Raw genomic sequence first — 15,432 nt, forward strand, 5'->3', positions numbered from 1 at the left:
CTGTCCTGCCGCTGTCGCCTGAGACGGCGGTGGGGCCATTCGGCGATGCGGACGGCGGCGATGGCGTACGCATCAGGGCCGCGGTCTACATCGTCGATCCGGCCGCGGTGACGCCGGGGGTGGGAAAGCGGCTGGGCGCGCTGTTCGGCCTGACTCCGGTTGAGGCCGGCCTGGTCGCCGATCTGCTGGCCGACCTGACCCCGGCGGAAATCGGCGGGCGCCGCGGTGTGGCGATCAGCACCGTGCGCAGCCAGCTGCGCAACATCTTTGCCAAAACCGGAACCACCCGCCAGAGCGAGCTGATGAATCTGGTGAACCGCTGTTTGATGCTGCCGGAAGGGCCGTGACGGTCAGGACAGCGCCGACACCAGCAGGAGACCGAGATAGATGCCGATGAACAGGCCCAGCACGATGCCGTAATCCGCCTGAATCGCCGGGCCTGACCTCCTGCCTCGCCATCGCCGACACGGTCGCGGCGGAGCTTGGCGAGATGCCCGAGATCATCGAGCGTCCGCTTAACCGCCCCCCGGCCTCACAGGGTTCTTGACCGCAGCCACGGCTCTCCCAATCTATAGGCATGGTGGCGCCGGCCGATGCTGGGCCACCGCCCCGCCGGGCGCCGGAAACGGGCCCATCTTCCGCAACTCGCTCCCGTCGTGAGGAGGATGCGTCGTGACGACTCGCCTTTCGCTCTTCAACAGCCCGCTGCTGCTCGGGTTCGATCAGTTCGAGCGGACGCTCGACCGGATCGCCAAGAATTCGGCCGAAGGCTACCCCCCCTACAACATCGAGCAGATCGGCGACGACGGCCTGCGCATCACGCTCGCCGTGGCCGGTTTCACCTCCGATGACCTGTCGGTCCAGATCGAGGACAACCAGCTGGTCATCCGCGGCCGCCAGACCGACGACAAGTCGCGCGTCTATCTGCACCGTGGCATCGCCGCGCGGCAGTTCCAGCGCAGCTTCGTCCTGGCCGAAGGGATCGAGGTGGTCGGTTGCTCGCTCGACAACGGGCTGCTGAACATCGACCTGACCCGCCCGATGCCCGAGCCGAAGGTCCGCACCATCAAGATCGAGCAGCCGAAGAAGGCCGCCGGTGGCGCCATGCCGCGCACCATCGACGTATCCGCCGACGGCCGGGACGACTGATCCCTCCCCCCTTTTTCTTCCCCGAGACTCTGCACGCGCGGCCGCCCATGACGGGGAGCCGCCGGGAGACCACGACCATGATGAACGACACCCACAGCCAGCTGCGCCAGCTGTCGGCCCAGGATTTCACCAGCTTCGGCCTGGGCGACGTCGCCTATGTCCGCCCGGTGGAGGTGGACGGCACCGCCGCCTTCGCCATCCACGCCGCCGACGGCACGCCGCTGAGCGTCGTCGCCGACCGCGAGCTGGCCTTCGCCGCCATCATCCAGAACGACATGGAGCCGGTCAGCGTCCATTGACCGGCCGCTGACCGGACGCCGCAGCACGCCGCCGATTCACTGTCGAATCGCCGTCGACATCGACCGGCGCGCGCTGCGGCCGGTTGCACTGCAAGCCCTTGCGCCGCAATCGGTTGTGCGACAATCGGCGACATCTCGATCCTTGTCAGCCCTGACTCCTATTGTAAGCTGCGCTCTGCGATAATCGTCGGCATGGAACGCGAAAAGGCAGTGGGGGACGGTCGGTTGGACGGTGAGGCAAGCGAGGCGGCCGGGAAGTCGAAGGACGCGCCCGACACGGAAACGCGCAAGGACTGGGACGACGAGGCGCGCGATTCCCTGCATATCCTCCCCTTGTCGGCGATCCCGCTTGAAACGCCCGGCCTGCAGCATGCGCGGCTGATCAAGAACGTTCGGCTGCAGACCGTGGTGGAGATGTTCCGGGACGCCCAGACCGGCAGCGGCCAGGTGTCGCCGCGCCACATCCCGGCCTATTTCGAATCCTACAAGGACGAAGTCGAACGCGATCTGGTGAAGCTGGAGAAGATCGGCGCCGCTTCCAGCTTCGACGTCTACTCATCGCGGATCGAGCTGCGGCGGCTGAACATCGATGTCAACAACGTCGAATCCCTGACCCTGTCCGACCGCAAGAAGGCCGAACTGACCAGCTACATGCGGGTCTTCACCCGTCCGCTGATGGAATATGTCTATGGTACTGAGGAGCTGCAGGTCGCCGACGTGACCGACATCATCCAGCTGTTCGCCAACCCCAACCGGGACGAGGCCCTGCGCAACCTGCGCATGATGGCCGACCGGCTGGACATTGGCCTGAACGACATCCCGAAATTCCTTGAGGAATATGGCGATATCTTCCTGTCGCTGGCCTATTTCCGCAAATGCCTGGACGAGATCGTGCCGGAGGTTCAGCGCTTCGTCACCTGGATGGGCGAGATCCGCAGTTCCGCCGAGGTCAAGCGCGACTCGCGCCAGATGCGCCTGCTGGACGAAATCGCCCGCGACCTGACCGACATCGCGACCTCCATCACCGGCCGCTTCGAGAGCTTCGACAACCGGTCCAAGGATTTCTGGGCCGACATCAACGCCGACACCTTCCGTTCGATCCGCGAGCTGATCTCGTCCCACCACGTCACCATCGGCGGCGTGCTGTGCGGTCTGGCGGTGAAGATGAACCTGTGGAAGCACCGCTTCGCCCGCGGCGGCGGCGGCCCCAACCGCCGGCTGGAATTCGTCAAGTCGGAGATCCTGCCCGGCCTGTCGCACATCAAGGCGCTGGAACAGTCGGCACGGACCGGGCACCTGTGATCGGACCGCGACCTTCGCGTCCCGGTCCGAGCCGTCAATCCATCGACAGCATCTTCCCGACGCCATTGTCCAGCAGGATCGTGGCGAACAGTGTCAGGATCGGAACCAGAAACATCAGCCCGATGACGCAACGCACGACCAGATCCTTGCGTCTCACGGAACGGCAGAGCGGGCAGTCGTCGGGACCATGCCCATAATCGGACCCGCAATAGGGGCAGGCGGTGGTTTCGACCATGGCGGACGGGCTTTCAGAACGGGCCGGCGGCCCAGGAACTGACGTCATTCTGAACCCGGCACCCGCCGGACCGTCATGAAATCCCTGTAATACTTAAGGCTTTGGCCGGGTCGTGGCCGGCCAGCCGCAGCCGGCCGGAAGGTCAGGCAGCCCGCTCCAGCGGGACCCGCCCGGCGACGATGCGGCTGAACTGGACGGCGAACCGCTCCCGATCGGCCTCCGCCAGGGTGAAGGTGACATGCAGGCGGCCGGCAGGTCCCGGCTCCAGCGCACGCACGACGGCAGGCACCGGCTCCAGCCCCGGCAGGGCGATGCGCAACGCGGTCCCTTCCGCCAGCACGTTCCAGGTCTCCTGTGGCAGGCCGCTCAGCTTGGCGCCACCTTCCGAGGCATTGTCGACCGTCACCGGAATCTCGCGCGCTCCGACCGTCAGCCGGCCTGGAAGGTTCAGTGGATAGCGTGGGGCGGAGCGGCGATTCACCTCCGGCGTCGCCGTGCGGATCGCTTCGATCAGCACACGGCGGAGCTGGTCGATGCTGGCGGCAACGCGGGTGGACAGGGCGTTGACCTCGCTGGCGCGCTCTCCGGTGGCGGTCGCCTCCTGCGAGACGGCTTCGATGCGGGTGGCCACCTCCTGTGCTGCGTTGGAGGTCTGGACGACATTGCGGGCGATTTCACCGGTCGCCGCCTCCTGCTCCTCGATGGCGGCGGCGACGGTGGCGGACACGGTTTCGACCCCGCGCACCCCGTCGGCGATGGCGCGCACGGCATTCACTGCCTGGGCCGTGGTCGCCTGGAATGGCGCGATCTGGCTTTCGATCTCGTCGGTCGCCCGGGCGGTCTGGCCCGCCAGTTGCTTCACCTCGCTGGCGACGACTGCAAAGCCTTTTCCCGCTTCGCCGGCGCGGGCCGCTTCGATGGTGGCGTTCAGCGCCAGCAAGTTGGTCTGGCCGGCGACGTCGTTGATCAGGTTGGTCACCTCGCCGATGCGGTTCACCGCCTCGGCCAGGCGCTGGATGGTTTCCTCCGCGCGGACGGAGGCGTCGACAGCGTCGCCGGTCATCGTGGTGGCGGTGCCGATCTGGGCCGCGATCTCGCGGATGGACGCGCTGAGCTGTTCCGACGCGGCGGCCACCGTTTGGGCGTTCGACAGCGCCTGGGTCGCGGCGGCGGCGACATTCTGGCTGTTTTCGCTGACCGCACGGGCCGATTCGGCCATCCGGGTGGCGTTGCCGGCCATCTGACCGGTCTGGCTGGCCACCACATCGACGGCGTTCGACGCCTCGGTCTCCACCGTTTCGGCCATGCGCAGCAGGGCTGCCTGCTTCTCGCGTTCCGACCGTTCGCGCTCCTCCTCGCGCAGACGGCGCAGACGTTCGGCCTCCTCGGCATTGTCCTTGAAGACGCGCAGCGCGCGGGCCATCGCCCCGATCTCGTCGCCGCGGTCAGCGCCGGGAATCGCAACGGTCAGGTCGCCCTGCGCCAGGGTCCGCATCGCCACCGTCAGGTCACCGACCGGCTGCACCACCCGGCGCCGGATGCCGTACACGCCCAGCACCACGACCGCCAGCACCAGAGCGGAGACCCCCCACACCGCGGTCATGAACAGGTCCTCGCGGCCGACGGCAAAGACCTCCGTCTCGCTGTTGTAGCGGTTGGTCTCCTCGACGATGCGGTCGACGACGGCGCGGTGGGCGGCATAGGCCTCGGCGATGACCGCGTAGGAGGCACGGGCTGCCGCCTCGTCCTTGCGGGCCAGCGCCGGCAGGAACTTCGTCTCCACCTCGGTCCAGAAGCGCATCACCGGCGCGTGCGAGGTCCGGGTCAGTTCGGTGAGCAGCGACGGCTCGAAGCTTTCCTTCAGCCAATACTCATGCCGCTCGTCATAATCCTTGCGCAGCTGCGCCAGACGCGCCCGGCGCCGGTCGACCGACGCTGGATCGTTCATCGCCAGCGTCGCCTCCAGATAGGCTTCGATCACATATTCGGGCGGTGGCAGAATGTCGGCGATCAGATCCTTGCCAAGCACGATGCGCTGGTAGATCGGACCTCCCACCTTCAGCTCGCGGATCGCCAGCGCACCGGTGACGACCACAGCCAGGAAACCCAGCGTGACCACCACCCCGAACAGGTTGGTGAGGGCGGCAATCCGGAGGTTTTTCAGCATGGCGCAACCCTTACGCAAAAACGGCAGCATAAGGTTGCTTCTCAAAAACAGGCCCGCTATGACAAGCAAAAAACTTGCTCGATTATCATGAGAAACAGCAATGATGTTTCATTGTGCGCCTTGCCCGTAGAATATGCACAATCTGCGCAATATACGACCAAAGTGCCGGCCCTGATCTTAAGTCAAGACCAAGGTGCCGACCCAGCCGACCAGGGCAAGAATGACGAGCATCACCAGCAAGGCGACGATGACGGCATTGGTGCGGCGAATCGACCGGCAGCGCGGGCACCCCTCCTCGGTGGCGGGATAGCGGTGGGCGCAGCGGTCGCAACGCACACTCTGGTCGACAGAGGGCTGGTCGACAGAGGGCTGGTCGGCAGCGGTCTGGTCCGTCATCGGCGGCTTCCATGGGCTCGAAAGGCTGTCACGCCGCATGGATAGCACGCCGCCGGCCCTGCATCCATCGGTTGGCGACCCGTCCATCCGCCGCCGCTCAATCGGCAGCGGTCGTCTCCACCGGCGGAACCGCGCGCAGCTCCGTCGCCTGCAGACGGCGCGGACTGTGGTCCAGCGGTTCCAGCAGCGGCAGGTCCGCACCCTCCGGCGCGGCATGCAGGTCGCGGAAGCGGCGCGCGCTGACCAGCACCCGCGATTCCAGCGTCCCGACCGCGCTGTTGTAGCAGCCGACGGCCTTGTCCAGCTGCCCGCCCAACTTGTCCATGTGGCCGCCCAGGTCGGACAGCCGCTTGTACAGCTCCGCCCCCAGCGCGCTGATTTCGCGGGCATTGTCGGCCAGCCGCTCCTGCCGCCAGCCATAGGCGACGGCGCGCAGCAGCGCGATCAGCGTGGTCGGGGTGGCGAGGATGACGCGATGGTCGATGCCGGCCTCGATCAGCGCCGGGTCCTGCTCCAGCGCCGCCGAGAAGAAATTCTCGCCGGGCAGGAACAGCACGACGAATTCCGGGCTGTCGTCGAACTGGTCCCAATAGCCCTTGGTGCCGAGCTGTTTCATATGGTCGCGGACATGGCGTGCATGGCGGGCCATGCCGTCGCGCCGCGCGCCGTCCTCGGCCGACTGGATGCCGTCGAGATAGCCTTCCAGCGGCGTCTTGGCATCGACCACGATGGTCTTGCCGCCGGGCAGCGTCACGATCAGGTCGGGCCGCAGCCGGCCGCTGTCCACCGACACCTGTTCGACGAAGTCGCAATGGTCGAGCATCCCCGCCATTTCGCAGACCCGGCGCAGCTGGATTTCGCCCCAGCGCCCGCGCGCCGCCGGGGTGCGCAGCGCCCGGACGAGGTTGCCGGTCTCCATCCGCAACTCGCTCTGGCTTTGCACCAGCGAGAGCACCTGCTGTTTCAGCCCCTCATAGGCGCCGGCCCGCGTGCTTTCCAGCTCGCGGATCTGGCGGTCCATCGCTTCCAGGCTCTGGCGCACCGGATCGACGATGGCGGCGATGGCGGTCTGGCGCTTGTCCAGATCGCCCTTCGCCTGTTCCTGGAAGCCGGCCAACGTCTCCCGCGCCAGATCGAGGAAGCTGCGGTTGTTCCGGTGCAGCGCCTCCGCCGACAGCGCCTTGAAGCTGTCGGCCAGCGCCACCTGGGCATGTTCCAGCAGCGCCATCTTCTCCGCCGCCGCCGTCCGTTCGGCCTCCAACCGGGTGGAGAGCTGGGCATGGCGTTCGCGGGCGTCGGCGACCTCGCCATGCAGGCGGGCGATCTGGTGGTCGCGGGCCTCGATCTCCTCGCGCAGGTCGTCCTCGGTCCGTTCGGCGAGGTCGAGGCGGGTGGCGAACTCGGCATGCAGCGCGGCGGCGACGGCTTCGGCCCGGCCGGCGGCGGCGCGCAGCACCGCCCAGGCGACGGCGGCGCCAAGCAGCAGGCCCGTTGCCAACCCGATGCTCAGCGACAGGCCGTCCATCACCATCCCGTTGACCAGGAACTGCGTCACCCCAAATCCTCTCAGCGCTGGAACGGGCACAGCCTATCGGAACGAATCGCGAATTGGAACAGGGCGCGAACGCGCGGTGGATCGCTGCAGCCCGGCCTCCGCTTTCTCCGCTTGCCCAGCCAAGGATACGGCGCCATATCGGTGACCATGCCGAACGATACGCTCCCCGACGACAACTCCCCCGATTGCGGCCCGAACTGCGGAGGCCCGCGCGTCCGCGCCATCCCGCCCGGCGAGGACCGCGAAAGGCTGATGTGCCCGGATTGCGGCTATATCGCCTATCAGAACCCGCTGATCGTGGTCGGCGCGGTGGCGACCTGGGAGGATGGCCGCATCCTGCTCTGCCGCCGCGCCATCGAACCGCGCAAGGGCTATTGGACCCTGCCCGCCGGCTATATGGAGGAGCGCGAGAGCACCCGCGAGGGCGCCGCCCGCGAAGCCTGGGAGGAGGCGCGGGCGCGCATCGACATCGACCATCTGCTGGCGATCTACGACATCCCGCGCATCAGCCAGGTCCAGATGATCTTCCGTGCCCGCCTGCTCTCCCCCGAGGTGGAACCCGGCCCGGAAAGCCTGGAGGTCGGCCTGTTCGCGTGGAAGGACATCCCCTGGAGCGAGTTGGCCTTCCCCACCGTGGTCTGGGCGTTGCGCGAGCATCATGAACGGCTCGGCCGCTCGGATTGCGCCCCGGCGGTCAACCCCACGCCGGACGCGCTGGCCCGGTGGGAGAAGATGCTGTAGGGGGCAGGACCTACTTTCCCTCTGCCGGGAATTTCGCCACCAGCTCCTGCTCGGCACCGTCGCGCCGGATGGTGAGCGGCAGCCAGGTGCCCGGCGCCTGACGGCGGATCACCGCGACGAGATCGGCCGGCGCATGCACCGTCGTCCCGGCGGCGGCCAGGATGCGGTCGCCGGGACGCAAATCCGCCGCCGCCGCCACGCTGCCGCCGCTGACCGCCCCCACCGTGATGCCCTCCGGCCCGGGGTCGAGCTGCACGCCCAGCTTGGGGCGTTGCGGCTCCGCATCCTCCCGTTCCGGCCCCAGCCCGAAGACGGCGTCGGCGATCCGCCCGTCCAGCTCGTCGCAGTCCCGATCCGCATCCCAGGGCAGCAGCACGGCGGAGTCGCCGATCCCAAGGTCGGCCAGCTGATACGGAACGCCATCGCGGCGGGCGACATGCCCCTCTCCCAGGATGCCGACAACGCTGCGGCCGGTGGTGCGGCGGGTTTCGGCGATCTTCTCCGCCATCGCGCGGTCCCAAATGCCCTGCGCCTCGATGAAGCGCTTCACCGCGCTGTCGGGCGCATCGGCGGGAGCGGCGGAGCGTGCCTCCGAGCGGTCATGCGCCGCCAGCGTCTCGGTCAGGCGGTTGCGGTAGGCCTCGGTCGGAGCGGCGGGCGTGCCGACGCCCTCGCGCTCCGCCTCCGGGATGGTGGCCCAGCCGTTGCGGGCGGTGCGGCCGATCAGCGACCGCTCCACGTTCAACGCCACCACCGGCAACCGGTGCAGGCGGGCGAACTGCAGGATCGGCAGGTAGAATTGCGGGTCGAAGCCCCAGACCGTGCGCCAATCCGTCGCCTTCAGGAACTCGCCCTCCGTCATCTCTCCCGCCACCCAACGGTCGAGCACCGGCTGCAGCCGGCGCGGCAGCATCTCCATCCCGACGGCGAGGTCGGGATTCAGCGCATGCAACCCGGCCAGGGTGTGGAGCTGCCAGCGGTGGTGGTCCGCCTTGTCATGCTGTTCCCCCAGCAGGATCACCGGCGCGTCGGCAAGGCGGCGCAGCAGCGGGACCGGCTCCACCGTCGCGCCGGTGCCGTCCGCCCAGGCGCCGGGCGGTACGCAGGCGGTGCGCGTGGCCTCAGCGGCTCCACCAGTCGCGGCCAGCGCGACCGGAGCGGCCAGCGCCAGCGCGGCGGCGGCGGTCAGCAGGCCGACGCGGTGGCGGAAGAAAGGCGTGAAGGGACGGAAGGGCTGGCGCGGCAAGGGCTGGCGCGGCAAGGGCTGGCGCGGCAAGGGCTGGCGCGGCAAGGGCTGGCTCCGTCGATGCGGGCATCCGCCAAGGTTGGCACTGCCGGGCGCAAGGTCAATGGACGAGTCGGCCGATTGCGTCGTTCGGCCGCGCCCGACACCGTGCCCGGGCGCGGACCACCGGCCCGGCATACTGCCGGATGACAGGCGGTGCGGCGGCGGGTAGGATCGCCACAGGCGGTGGACCACCGGCGGATGGGGACCCTATCGATGCCCCCATCCGGACCTCCCAAGGCCGTTCCCAGGGCGTCCGCTTTCCCCGCCGACCGCAATCATTCGTGAAGCGCAGCCCTCATGCCGCACCGCAAAGTCGTCATTCTCACCGGCGCCAGCCGGGGTATCGGACACGCCACCGTCACCCGGTTCAGCAACGAAGGCTGGCGCGTGATCTCCTGCTCGCGCGAGGATGTGCCGGCCCATTGCCGCCGCGATCCCAACTGGACCCATCACATCCCGGCCGACCTGTCGGACCCCGCCAGCCGCGCCGCCTTCGTGGATGAGGCCAACAAGGCGCTGGACGGCGCCCCGCTGCACGCCCTGATCAACAATGCCGGCATCTCGCCGAAGACGCCGATCAAGGAGCGGCTCGGCTGCCTGAACGGCTCGATCGAGGGCTGGCACCGGGTGTTCGAGCTGAACTTCTTCGCCGCCCTGGTCCTGGCGCGTGGCTTCGCCGCCCCGCTGTCGCGGGCGAAGGGGGCGATCGTCAACGTCACCTCCATCGCCGGCCATTCGGTGCATCCCTTCGCCGGCTCGGCCTATTCAACCTCGAAGGCGGCTCTGTCCGGCTTGACCCGCGAAATGGCGGTTGAATTCGCCGAGATCGGCGTCCGCGTCAACGCCGTCGCCCCGGGCGAGATCGAAACGGCGATGACCGGTCCGGAATATGACGTGCTGATCCCGCGCATCCCGCTGAAGCGCATGGGCACGCCGGAGGATGTCGCCGCGGTGATCTTCTACCTGTGCGGACCGGATGCGGGCTATGTGACGGGGACGGAGACCTTCATCACGGGCGGCCAGCATTTGTTCTGAGCACGGCGGTGGGCGGGGTGTCGCGACGCCCCACCCCCGATTCCCTTACTGCTTCCCGGCCCGCCAGGCGATCAGCCGCCGTGCCGCCTCGGCGATGGTCGCTTCCGACCCGGCGAAGCTGAAGCGCAGAAAACGCCGGCCGCGGGCGGTGTCGAAATCGATGCCGGGCGTGCAGGCGATGCCCGTCTCCTCCAGGATCCGCTTCGCCAAGGCCTCGCTGTCGTCGGTCATCTCCGACACATCGGCATAGATGTAGAAGGCGCCGTCCGCCGGAGCCATCTTGGTGAAGCCGGCCTTCGGCAGCTCCTCCAGCAGCAGCGCACGGTTGCGGGCATAGCGGGCGACGTGCCCGTCCAACTCCTCCGTGCAGTCGAAGGCGGCGACCGCCGAGACCTGACTGAGGGTCGGGGCGGAGATGAACAGGTTCTGCGCCAGACATTCGACCGAGCGCAGCAAGTCGTCCGGCACGATCATCCAGCCCAGCCGCCAGCCGGTCATCGAGAAATATTTGGAGAAGCTGTTGACCACCAGCGCCTGATCGTTGACCTCCGCCGCGGTGACCGCGTCGGTGCCATAGGTCAGTCCGTGGTAGATCTCGTCCGATACCATGCGGACGCCGTTGGCACGGCACCAGTCGGACAGGGCGGTCAGTTCCTCGCGGCTCAGCATCGTACCGGTCGGGTTGGCCGGGCTGGCGACGATCAGCCCCTGCACCGGCTCGTCCAGAGCCTCCAGCAGTTCGACGGTCGGCTGGAAACGGTGTTCCGGCCCGGTCGGCAGTTCCACCGGGACGACGCCGGCCGCGGTCAGGGTGTGGCGATAGGCCGGATAGCTGGGCGAGGCCATCGCCACCCTATCGCCCGGATCGAAGGCGGCGAGGAAGCCCAGCTGGAAGGCGCCCGACGAGCCGGTGGTGACGACCACGCGGCGCTCCGGCACCTCGACGCCGTAGCGGTCCTTGTACCAGTTGGCGATGGCGGCACGCAGGGGCGGGATGCCGAGCGCCCCGGTGTAGCCGAGCGGATCGGCCCCCACCACCGCGGTGGCCGCCGCCTGCACCACGCCCTTCGGCGCACCGCTGGAGGGCTGCCCCACCTCCATATGCAGGACCTCCAGCCCGGCCGCCTCGCGTTCGGCTGCCGCGCGCATCACTTCCATCACGAAAAAGGGCGGGATGGCACCCCGCTTGGAAACCTTGGGCTGCTTGCTCATGATCGTCCGTCTCTGACTCGATTTTTAGGCAGGCCGTCTTTCGCGGCTCACTCCCGCTTGCGTTCGCTTTCCACGGTCAGCGCAAGGCTGCCGGCGCGCGGATCGTTCGCCGTCTGGCAATAGCGGATCCCGTTCTCGGTCGACACCCGGCAGCCGACGAAGCCGACCCGTCCGGGGATGGATGCGGACGGGCGGCCAGGATCTGCGGGGCGGTGGACGTCTCCTCCAGACCGGACGGAAGCGCCACCGACAGCAGCGCCGCCGGGCCGGCAGCCGGGCCGTCGTCGCCGTTGGCGGTGCCGACCCCGGCGAACAGGGTGCGGCCGATGATGGAGTTGGCGATCAGCGCCGGCGCGCCGAATCCGCCGCGGTCCACGCCCTGCGCCATCAGCATGCCGGTGCCGGCGATGCCGCGGCCGGTGCCGAACGGGGCGCCCTGGGTGAAGGCGCAGGCGGCACCGTTCTCGTTGGGGTCGATCACCATCACCCCGGCCCCGGCGGCGGTGGGGCCTTTGCCGGTGGCACCCAGCAGCTGGGCGGCACGGGTGGCGCGCTCGGCCGGCGGCAGCGACGCCACCGCCTTCCAGGTCTGCACCAGGGCGGCGCCGGCTTCCGGCTCGTTCAGATCGGGAACATGCAGGTCGCTGATGTCGAAGGGCACCGTCAATGTGCCGCCGACGCGCGGCTGGTAGGCGCGCAGCTGGGCCGGGTCGATGCCGGTGCCCTGCGCCACCGTCGCGGCGAGCGGTCCGCTGTAGAAGGCCCCCACCCCCTGACGCCGCAGCACCGACAGGGTCGCGGCCAGCTCCGGCTGGGCGACCACCGCGCCGACGGCCGGGGTGCCGCTGCCGAGGAACCGCCGCCGGCTGTCCGAATCGGCGGTCAGCCGCCCGCCGAACACGGTGAGGTCCTGCACCAGCGCGCGGCTGATGCCTGGAGAGAACTGGGCCAACTGCTCGGCCGGGGCGACGACCTGCTCCCACCGCATCGAACCGCCGGCGGCCTGGACGGCATAGAGGCCGCGCGCCATCGCCGGCATGGCGACGCCGCCGGCACCGGCTGGGCGGGGCAGGAAATCGACGGTGCGGGCCTTCTTCGACGCCGCGTCGAACAGCACGCAGACGCCGCCGCCGGCCAGCCCGACACGCGACGGCAGTGTGGCCGTCATCGCCAGCGCCATCGCCGCCACCGCATCGCCGGCCGTGCCGCCCTGGGCGATGATGTCGCGCCCCACCCCGGCGGCATAGGGTTCGTCGGCAATGACGAAGCTCTGCACCGTGGCATCGGTCTTGAACTTGGTGTTGACGCAGCCCGGCAGCAGTGATGCAGCTATGGCAACCGCGCCCAACCGTCGCCAGATTTGCAGGCGAGTGTGTCGCGGTCCGGAGTTCCGCCGGTCACGCGGGGGAATCCGCTGTTCCAAGCCGGAGGTTGTCACGGTGCGCAAGCCCAGCAGGCTGGTTTCGGTCGTCGCCATCATGTCCGTATGTCTGATGTCGCTGGTGTGGGGAGCGCCACCGGCGAGCGCGCAGCGCCGGCCGGAGATGCAAATCCTCAGCGACGCCGAGACGGACCATATCATCCGCAAGATGGCCCGGCCAATCTTCCAGGCGGCCGGCATCGATCCGGACTCGGTACAGATCCTGCTGATCAACGATCCGACGGTGAACGCCTTCGTCGCCGGCGGACAGAACATCTTCATCCACACCGGGCTGCTGCTGGACGTCGACAATGCCGACCAGTTGCTGGGCGTCATCGCCCACGAGACCGGCCACATCGCCGGCGGCCATCTGGTCCGAGGGGCGGAGGCGATGGACAATGCCTTCCTCGCCTCGCTGCTCGGCATGGGCCTGGGCATCGCCGGCGGTTTGGCCTCGCGCAATGCCGGCGCCGGGGCGGCCGGCGTCATGCTGGGCCAGCATCTGGCGGAGCGGAACTACCTGTCCTTCTCCCGCACGCAGGAGGCGTCGGCCGATCAGGCCGGCCTGTCCTTCCTCGAACAGTCGGGCATCTCCGCCAAGGGGATGGAAACTTTCCTGGAAAAGCTGGGCGTCAACGACCCGCTGATGAACGACCGCGACGCCGGCTATCGCCTGACCCACCCGCTGACGCGCGAACGCATCGACGCGGTGCGGGCCTTCGTCGCCCGCTCCCGCTACAGCAACACCAAGCTGCCTTCGGCGACGGAGGACGACCTGCGGCGCGTCCAGGCCAAGCTGTACGGCTATCTCGACCCGCGCGGCGCCCTGGTGCGCTACAAGGCGAACGACCCGTCGCCGGCCGCCCGCTATGGCCGCGCCTATGCCTATTTCCGCCAGGGCGACGTCAAGCAGGCGACGCCGCTGGTCGACGGGCTGATCGCCGACGAGCCGAAGAACCCCTACCTCTATGAGATGAAAGGGGATCTGATGCTGCAGACCGGCCGGGCGCCGGATGCGGTGGCCCCCTATCGCAAGGCGGTGGAAATGGCTGGTTCCGAGGCCGGAACGATCCGGGTCTCGCTCGCCCATGCCCTGCTGGAACAGCATGATCCCCGTCTGGCCGATGAGGCGCTGAAAAATCTGCAGATCGCCGCCAAGGGCAAGGCACAGTCGGCCTTCCTATGGCGGCTGACCGCCCAGGCCTGGAGCATGAAGAAGAACGACGGCATGGTCGCCTACGCCACGGCCGAGGAGGCGCTGGCGCGCGGCGACATGCCGATGGCCAAGGCCCAGGCGGAACGGGCGGAAAAGCTGCTGCCCGCCGGATCGCCCGGCTGGCTGCGCGCCCAGGACATCCGCGGCCAGACCGGCGGGGCCGGCGACGACAAGCCGTCGCGCTGACGGACGGGGCGCTCGGCTGGGTCATATGACCAAAGCATTCTTCCGGTAACGCAACGGTCATTGAATCGTCCCGGCCACGTCATCGCTGCTTGCTATTCCGCGAACATCGAGCGCGCCTGCCGAGCTGTTGCCGGATGAGGGCGCGGTTCCGTCAACGGAGTACACCGCATGCCGTCCGCCCGTCTGCCGTCCTGGTATCTGCTGCCCTGGCGCCGCGCTTTGCTCGCCACCGCCGCCCTCCTGTCCGCCGGCCTGATCGCTCCCGCAGCCCACGCGCAGGACCAGCAGGCCAAGCGCTATACCGCCACGCTGGCCGGTCATGCCGTGCTGCCGGCCGACACGCTGGTGCAGGCGCCAGCCGATGCCGGGCCGCTGTTCGCGACCGCCGGCAAGTTCACCAATGCCGACCGCAAGCGCGTCGATGCCGTCGGGACCATCCGCGCGACCTCTTTTGCCGCCGATCCCAAGGTTCCGCGCGAAACCGAGATCATGCTGCCGGTCGCCGGTCAGGCGGTGCAGGGCTTCTCGGCGGTCGTGCCGCAGCCGAACGGCGAGTTCCTCGCCCTGACCGACAACGGCTTCGGCAGCAAGGTGAACTCGGTCGATGCGCTGCTGATGGTCCATCGCGTCAAGCCGGACTGGCAGAGCGGCGCCATGCAGCGGCTGGAAACCATCTTCCTGCGCGATCCCGACCGCAAGGTCCCCTTCGCCATCGTCAATGAGAACACCACCAGCCGTTATCTGACCGGCGCCGATTTCGACCCTGAATCGCTGGTGGTGCAGGCTGACCGCCTGTTCATCGGCGACGAGTTCGGCCCCTATATCCTGGAGTTGACCAGGGATGGCGTGGTGATCGCGGTGCATGAGACGGTGATCGACGGCAAGCCGGCCCGCTCGCCCGACCATTACCGCAACAACGGGCTGCCGGCGGTGCCGGGCGCTGTCACGTTCGAGGTCCGCCGCTCCCGCGGGTTCGAGCCGATGGGCGTGTCGCCGGACGGCAGGACGCTGTACCCGTCGCTGGAAGGCCCGCTGTGGAACGCCGCCGCCAACGCCTTCGAGAACAAGGACGGCCGCGCGTACACTCGTATCCTGGAATTCGACGTCGCCAGCCGCACGTACACCGGCAAGTCGTGGAAGTACAGGCTGGAGGACAACGCCAACATCGTCGCCGACATGGCGATGGTCGACGCCGGCAGCGCCCTGGTGATCGAGCGCGACGACACCACCG

15 protein-coding genes are annotated in these 15,432 nt (G+C 68.6%); 8 read left to right on the forward strand and 7 right to left on the reverse strand.

Going from position 1 to position 15,432, the window contains the following annotated elements; translation table 11 throughout:
• From I71_RS38120 to I71_RS02055, 4 genes are all read left to right on the forward strand, one after another.
• A partial coding sequence (locus I71_RS38120) for a helix-turn-helix transcriptional regulator (protein ID WP_199902090.1) occupies nt 1-347 on the forward strand: 347 nt, incomplete at its 5' end.
• Nucleotides 348-672: 325 nt separating this feature from the next.
• Nucleotides 673-1,149: an Hsp20 family protein gene (locus tag I71_RS02045; protein ID WP_042689584.1), complete on the forward strand. Its 477-nt coding sequence runs from the start codon at nt 673-675 to the stop codon at nt 1,147-1,149.
• A gap of 77 nt (nt 1,150-1,226) precedes the next feature.
• Complete coding sequence (locus I71_RS02050; protein ID WP_042689587.1) at nt 1,227-1,448, forward strand: DUF1150 family protein; 222 nt, start codon at nt 1,227-1,229, stop codon at nt 1,446-1,448.
• Nucleotides 1,449-1,673: 225 nt separating this feature from the next.
• Nucleotides 1,674-2,750 (forward strand): hypothetical protein, encoded by a 1,077-nt coding sequence (locus tag I71_RS02055; protein ID WP_049975864.1) that lies wholly within the window; start codon nt 1,674-1,676, stop codon nt 2,748-2,750.
• Nucleotides 2,751-2,784: 34 nt separating this feature from the next.
• On the opposite strand, the gene I71_RS02060 is transcribed toward I71_RS02055, so the two are convergent.
• The 4 genes from I71_RS02060 to rmuC all read right to left on the reverse strand — a co-directional run bounded on the left by I71_RS02060 (nt 2,785) and on the right by rmuC (nt 7,103).
• The gene (locus I71_RS02060; protein WP_244433573.1) at nt 2,785-2,985 is read right to left on the reverse strand and encodes a hypothetical protein; all 201 of its coding nucleotides are present in this window, start codon (nt 2,983-2,985) and stop codon (nt 2,785-2,787) included.
• Between the two features lie 142 nt (nt 2,986-3,127).
• Nucleotides 3,128-5,152, reverse strand: a complete 2,025-nt coding sequence (locus I71_RS02065; RefSeq protein WP_042689614.1) for a methyl-accepting chemotaxis protein — start codon at nt 5,150-5,152, stop codon at nt 3,128-3,130.
• A gap of 177 nt (nt 5,153-5,329) precedes the next feature.
• A complete protein-coding gene (locus tag I71_RS02070; protein ID WP_042689593.1) occupies nt 5,330-5,548 on the reverse strand; it encodes a hypothetical protein in 219 nt (72 codons plus the stop codon).
• Nucleotides 5,549-5,645: 97 nt separating this feature from the next.
• Nucleotides 5,646-7,103: a DNA recombination protein RmuC gene (rmuC, locus tag I71_RS02075; RefSeq protein WP_244433574.1), complete on the reverse strand. Its 1,458-nt coding sequence runs from the start codon at nt 7,101-7,103 to the stop codon at nt 5,646-5,648.
• Nucleotides 7,104-7,250: 147 nt separating this feature from the next.
• On the opposite strand from rmuC, the gene I71_RS02080 reads away from it, so the two are divergent.
• Nucleotides 7,251-7,844: an NUDIX hydrolase gene (locus tag I71_RS02080; protein WP_042689596.1), complete on the forward strand. Its 594-nt coding sequence runs from the start codon at nt 7,251-7,253 to the stop codon at nt 7,842-7,844.
• Nucleotides 7,845-7,854: 10 nt separating this feature from the next.
• On the opposite strand, the gene I71_RS02085 is transcribed toward I71_RS02080, so the two are convergent.
• Nucleotides 7,855-9,135: a ChaN family lipoprotein gene (locus I71_RS02085; protein ID WP_244433575.1), complete on the reverse strand. Its 1,281-nt coding sequence runs from the start codon at nt 9,133-9,135 to the stop codon at nt 7,855-7,857.
• A gap of 294 nt (nt 9,136-9,429) precedes the next feature.
• On the opposite strand from I71_RS02085, the gene I71_RS02090 reads away from it, so the two are divergent.
• Entirely contained in the window at nt 9,430-10,167 is a 738-nt protein-coding gene (locus I71_RS02090; protein ID WP_042689599.1) for an SDR family NAD(P)-dependent oxidoreductase, read from the forward strand.
• A 45-nt stretch (nt 10,168-10,212) separates the two neighbouring features.
• Here the strand turns inward: I71_RS02090 and I71_RS02095 are convergent, their stop codons facing one another.
• Both I71_RS02095 and I71_RS02100 read right to left on the reverse strand, forming a co-directional pair.
• Entirely contained in the window at nt 10,213-11,379 is a 1,167-nt protein-coding gene (locus tag I71_RS02095; protein WP_042689603.1) for a pyridoxal phosphate-dependent aminotransferase, read from the reverse strand.
• 76 nt (nt 11,380-11,455) lie between these two features.
• Nucleotides 11,456-12,856 carry a gamma-glutamyltransferase gene (locus I71_RS02100; RefSeq protein WP_244433576.1) on the reverse strand — a complete coding sequence of 467 codons (1,401 nt, stop codon included), beginning with the start codon at nt 12,854-12,856 and terminating at the stop codon, nt 11,456-11,458.
• Between I71_RS02100 and I71_RS02105 the strand changes: the two genes are divergently transcribed.
• Nucleotides 12,819-14,201, forward strand: a complete 1,383-nt coding sequence (locus I71_RS02105; RefSeq protein ID WP_244433577.1) for a M48 family metalloprotease — start codon at nt 12,819-12,821, stop codon at nt 14,199-14,201. The two genes, I71_RS02100 and I71_RS02105, sit on opposite strands and share 38 nt — an antisense overlap.
• A gap of 168 nt (nt 14,202-14,369) precedes the next feature.
• A partial coding sequence (locus tag I71_RS02110; protein ID WP_042689605.1) for an esterase-like activity of phytase family protein occupies nt 14,370-15,432 on the forward strand: 1,063 nt, incomplete at its 3' end.

The organism is Azospirillum sp. B506, from assembly GCF_000333595.1.
Classification (GTDB): domain Bacteria; phylum Pseudomonadota; class Alphaproteobacteria; order Azospirillales; family Azospirillaceae; genus Azospirillum.